Source organism: Skermanella sp. (assembly GCF_059503625.1).
Map to the genome: position 1 here is coordinate 1 of NZ_JCACHA010001064.1, position 5738 is coordinate 5738.

The 5738-nt window shown below is 65.3% G+C and carries 4 protein-coding genes; all 4 read right to left on the reverse strand.

Annotated features, from left to right (window positions below; translation table 11 throughout):
• The coding region (locus AC5JJ6_RS38510) for a 3-hydroxyacyl-CoA dehydrogenase NAD-binding domain-containing protein (RefSeq protein WP_496047106.1) at positions 1–677 on the reverse strand (677 nt) is incomplete at its 3' end.
• A gap of 39 nt (positions 678–716) precedes the next feature.
• Positions 717–3320, reverse strand: coding sequence for a branched-chain amino acid ABC transporter ATP-binding protein/permease (locus tag AC5JJ6_RS38515; RefSeq protein WP_496047107.1), 2604 nt, complete (start codon positions 3318–3320; stop codon positions 717–719).
• An 8-nt stretch (positions 3321–3328) separates the two neighbouring features.
• Positions 3329–4207, reverse strand: a complete 879-nt coding sequence (locus tag AC5JJ6_RS38520) for a branched-chain amino acid ABC transporter permease (RefSeq protein WP_496047108.1) — start codon at positions 4205–4207, stop codon at positions 3329–3331.
• A gap of 58 nt (positions 4208–4265) precedes the next feature.
• Complete coding sequence (locus AC5JJ6_RS38525) at positions 4266–5516, reverse strand: ABC transporter substrate-binding protein (protein ID WP_496047109.1); 1251 nt, start codon at positions 5514–5516, stop codon at positions 4266–4268.
• Positions 5517–5738: the final 222 nt, after the last annotated feature.

Sequence of the window (5738 nt, forward strand, 5' to 3'; positions counted from 1 at the left end):
GACCAGCGCAAACCCAGGCCGTCACGCACGCACCGGTCCACGTCCTCCGGCGAGACGTAGCCATAAGCCACCAACCTTAGGGCTTCGTTGAGCAGGGCGCCTTGCAGCCGGTTCAGAACGAATCCTTCGACCTCGCGCTCGACCGTGACTGGCACCTGCCCCACGCTTTCCATGAGCGTGCTGGCCCGCGCGACCGTGTCGTCCGTTGTCCATGGAGTCCGGCAAAGTTCCACCAGGGGTACGAGATGCGGTGGATTGACGGGATGGACGACCAGACAACGCCCGCGACCGGCCAACCCTTCGGTGAAGTCCGAACCGGGAATGGCCGAAGTGGAGCTTGCGAGCACGGCATGAGCCGGGGTCAGGTGGTCCAGCTCGGCAAAGATGGCCCGCTTGAGATCGAGTTGTTCCGGCAGGTTCTCCTGCACGTAGTCAGCCTCGGCGATGGCCTCCCCTACCCCGTCGGCTACGCCAATGCGGGCCAGGATGACATCGGGCAGATCGGTCAGCAGGCCCGCCTTGTCGAGGTCATCGAGCCCGGTCCGGATGATGCCGAGCGCCTGTTCGGCTTGGGGCTTTGACGCATCGGCGAGACGGACGTTGCACCCACTGCGGGCGAACACGATCGCCCAGGCCCGTCCGATCAGGCCGCTTCCAATGATTCCCACGTTGGTCATGACGTTTCGGTCCTTCTTGCTTTCTTCATGGATCGGCCCTCAAAGCCAGAGGACTTCGCGCCGGTACTCCAGGTCTTCCAGAAGCGGCCGGCTCGGCCCCTGATGCACCACGCGCCCACGCTCCAGCGCGTAGGTGCGGTCGGACAGGGCCAGCACGAGATCAAGGTTGTGATCGACGATGATAATGGAGATCTCCCGGCGCAGCCGGTCGAACGCCGTGAACAGCTCCTCGGTGATGACGGGCGACAGGCCCTCGAATGGTTCGTCCAGCAGCAGCACGCGCACGTCCCCATGCAAGGCGCGGGCAACGGCGACCATCTGCTGCTCGCCGCCCGAGAGGTAGTCGGCCGGCGTGTCGAGACGCTCCCGCAGGCGCGGGAAGAACTCGAAGATGCGGTCCTCATCCCAGTGCTTGCCGGCGCCGGTACGCCGGCGCAGGCGGCCCAGCATCAGGTTCTCGGCGACACTCATGCCCGCGAACAGACCGCGCCCCTGGGGCACGTAGCCGACGCCGAGGCGGGCGATCTCCGGCGCGCTCAGGCCGACAAGGTTGCGCCCGCCGTACTCGATAGTGCCGGAGGCTGGGGGTGCCGTGCCGATGATGCCCTTGAGCAGCGTCGATTTACCGGCCCCGTTGCGGCCCAGCAGGGCTACGATCTCCCCCTCGTGCAGGTCGAACGACACGTCGTTGATGATGTGGCTTTTACCGTAGAACACGTTTACGTCGCGGACCGACATCACGATGGCGGCGCCGGCGGCGCTCTCGCGCGGGCGGGCGGCGATGGCGGAGGTTCCGGCGCCGATATACACCTCCTGCACGCGGGCGTCGGTGCGCGCGTCCTCCACCGTACCATCGACCAGGACACGGCCCTGGTTCATCACCGTCACCTGATCCGCGATGCCGAACACCCGATCAACGTCGTGCTCGACCAGTAGCACCGGGATGTGATCGGCGATGCGCCGGATCAGGGCCGATATGCGCTCGCGTTCTGCTGCGGCGAGGCCGGCAAGCGGCTCGTCCAGCAGCAGGATCGATGGCCGGGACGCCAGTGCTATGCCCATATCGACAAGGCGCTGCCCGCCATAGGACAGGCTGCCGGCCAAGGCCCGCTCGGTCCCGTCCAGGCCCATGAAGGTGATGATCTCGCGGCTATCGGCGTTGATCTCCTCGATCGCGTCGGCTCGGTGCCACGCGTTGAAGCGATGGGCGTGCCGCGCCTGGGACGCGAGGCGGATGTTTTCCGCGACGGTCAGATCGGGGAACAGGTTGGTGATCTGGAACGACCGGGCCAACCCCACCTGACAGATGCGGTGGGGTGACAGTCCGGAGACCGGCCTGCCGTCCAGCCACACGGTCCCTTCGCTCGGAGGAAACATGCCGGAAATCAGATTGAAGACCGTCGTCTTGCCAGCGCCATTCGGGCCGATCAACGCGTGGAGCGTGCGGCTCTTGACTGTGAAGGACACTTCGCTGACCGCAGCCAGACCGCCAAAACGTTTGACCAGCCCTTCGCAGATCAGAGTAGCGCCGCCGGTGCGCGCGACTTCGCGCAGGAAGGCCGGCACTGTGGTCGCCTCCTCCGCGCGGCGGGCGGAGACCCGGTTCGCCATGGCCGCGTCCTCGGTCGGGGGCGGGCGGATCATCGCCCACAGCCGCGCGCCGACGCCGATCAATCCGGTTGGCGAGAACAGGATGAAGCCGACGAAAAGCAGACCGAACCACAGCAGCCAGTTCGCCGTCCACATCGACAGGTACTCGCGAAACAGGATGTAGAAGACAGCGCCCAGCGCCGGGCCGAGGAAGCTACGCATGCCGCCGATCACGACAATGGCCAGCAGCTCGCCCGAGAAGGCGATACTGGTCGGCTCGGCCGAGGCGAAGCGGTTCTGGAGCACGAACAGCGAGCCGGCGAAGCCGGTGACGACCGTGGAGATCACGAAGGCGACCAGCTTGTAGCGGCGTGTCGGATATCCGGCGAAGGAAGCCCGCTGCTCGTTCTCGCGTATCGCCACCAGCGTTCGCCCCAGGGGAGATCCTAGAAGCCGCCACAGGCCTGTGGCCAGGAGAAGGGTCAGGACGCCGACCAAAGCATAAAAGAGGCGCTGGTCGTTGAAATCGATGCCGAGCAGCACCGGCCGCTGGATGCCGCCGATGCCATTCTCACCGCCAGTCAGCGCCGTCCACCGGAAGGCGGTGGCGAAGGTCATGGCCGTGAAGGCGAGCGTCAGCAGCGAGAAGTAGACGCCGCGCCGGCGCAGGAACAGGAACCCGGCGACGACGGCGAGCATTGCAACGACGGCGACCGCTCCCAGTACCGGAGCGAACAGGCCGCCGGGTGTCCAGTTCAACTGGATCAATGCCGCAGCATAGGCGCCGATGCCGAACCATGCGCCATGTCCGAAGGAGACGAGGCCGGTGTAGCCAACCAGCAGGTTCAAGCCCAAGGCCGCGATCACCAGGATCAGGCAGATCGTCGCGCTGTCGAAGGTGAGGCCGATCGCTTGAAACAGAAATGGCAGGACGAGAATGCCGACAGCGGCAATGATCAGTTGCACCGGTACGGGCGAGGCTTGCCGCGACGCCGTCACTGTGGACGAAGCGGCCGCCACGGGGCTTGATACGGTGTCTTTTTCGATGCTCATCGGCGGCCTCACTCAAAACGCATGATGCGCTCGCCGAACAGGCCGCGCGGACGGAGCAGCAGTACCAGGAGCATCAACAGGTAGATCGATGCCTCGGCGGCGGCCGGTACGAAGTGGATCGCCAGTCCGCGCACGACGCCGACCAGAACGGCGGCGATCACGACGCCCCAGAAGCTGCCAAGCCCGCCGATGACGACCACCACGAAGGCGGCTGTGATGATCTCGGCGCCCATGGCGGGATGAACGCCAGAGATCGGGGCGAGCAGCACGCCGGCGAGGGCGGCCAGGCCGATCCCCAGCGCCACCACCGCGGTCATGATCGGGGCCAGCGAGATGCCGAGCACAGCGACCATATCGGGGTTCTGGACGCCGGCCTTCACCACCCGGCCGAAGGAGGTCTTGTTCAGCAGCACCCAGGTTCCCGCCACGGCCAGCGCCGCGACAGCCAGCATGGCCAGCCGGTAGTAGGGGAAGATCATATCACCGATGAAAAGCTGCCCCCGGATGAAGTCCGGGATCTGGAACGGCAGCGGGGCTGCTCCCCAGACGATGCGGATGGCCTGCTCGATCACCATGGCCAAGCCGAAGGTGAGCAACAGGCCAAGGATCGGGTCGGAGCGATAGAAGCGCCGGAACATGGTCCGCTCAAGCGCGATACCGATCCCCGCCACCAGAAGCGGCGACAGGATCAGCGCACCAGTGAAACCGAGATACCGCTCGATCTCGACGGCGAAGTAGGCGCCCAGGGCATAGAAGGCGCCATGCGCCAGATTGACGATCCCGCCCAGGCTGAAGATCAGCGACAGGCCAAGGGCGATGAGCAGGTAATAGGCGCTGACGACGACGCCATTGAGCACCTGCTCCAGGACAAAAGGGAGCTCTTCCATCAGTTAAATCCCACGGGGGCGATCGCGTTGGGTAAGGCGGCGGGCGCCGGCGCGGCCGTCACGTCATGGTGCAGGCGCTCTCTTCGCGGCTGAGCGCGATGCGCTCGAGGTCCTCACCGGAGCTGGGGATCGGCTGGCCGAGCAGCAGCATGTCCCACTTGTCGGACTGCTGCGCGGCGGGCTTCGGCCGGATCGTGTACATCTCGTTCATCAGCTGGTGGTCCCAGCTTCGGAAAAAGCCTTCGCGCCCCTTTAGGACGTCGAACTTGGCTCCGGACCCGAGGTGGCGGACCAAGCCCTCGGCGTCCGTCGACTTGGTCTCGGCAATGGCTTGGGCTAGGATCTTCATGCCGAGGTAATCGCCCCAGGCCTGGTTCTCAGGCGGCTTGCCCCAGCGCTTGCTGAAGGCCTCGACGAAGGCCTTGGCCCCCGGCGCGTCGACAGTGTGGTGCCAGAGGGACGGCCAGATGCCGGCGAATGCCTCAGGCCCGGCGCCCCAGGCGGCCGCCGTGTCGAAGCCGCCGCCGGCGAGCGGGAAGTCCAGCCCGTACTCTTTGTACTGCTTGATGAAGTTGGTGATCTGGTTGCCGGCCAGGTTAGAGAAGACCACGTCCGGCCGCGCGCGCCGGATCTTCAGGATGAAGGGGCTGAAGTCCGTGCTGTCAGTCGGCACCAACTCGTTCTGCGACAGGTCGGCCCCATTCCTCTGTGCGTAACGGCGACTCACCTCCAGCAGGTCGTGGCCGTAAGCATAGTCGGCGGTTAAGCCGAACCACTTCTTGCCCTGGACCATGCCTTCGCGCTTCAGGCTCTCCCCCACCGCGTTGATGTACATCGTGTTCGCGCCCTCGATGTGGAACATGTATCGATTGCACGCCTTACCCCGCAGCTCGTCGGAGTTGCAGCCGGTCTGAATGAATAGTCTTTTCTCACGTTGGGCCACCTGCGAGATGGCGAGACCGGAGGCGGAACTGATCTCGCCGACGATGGCGATGACGTTGTCACGGCCGATCATTCGATCCGCCTTGGTGGAGGCGGTGGAGGGATTGACGCTGTCCTCGGCAATCATCTCGACCTTGCGACCGAGCACGCCGCCGGCCGCATTGATTTCCTCCGTGGCAAGGGTCGCCCCCATGACGGCGTACTCGCCGAACGGCCCAAGAAAACCGGTGCGCGGGGTCAGGTGCCCGACGCGGATGACATCGGACTGCGCCCCGACGATGGCGGGTGCCCCGATCGTCGCCAAGGCGGCGGCCCCGGCCGAGCCCTTCAGGATCGCCCGGCGCGTCAGGCCTTTGTGATGAATCATCGTTTCGCTCCCTCGTTGCGGTTTGTTGTTGATTGATGCATCGCCCGCAATATTCGATTACAGTAAGTGAAACACGGCGCGCGTCAACTTTCGAATTCGATCCGCCAAGGGGAGCATGGCAAGGTGTGGGAGATGATCCTTTGGGTCGCCTGGTCGGGCGCAGGATAGCGGTGACGAAGCGCCCGTGCTCGTCGAACACGACGATCGGCTGGAAGCCGTACT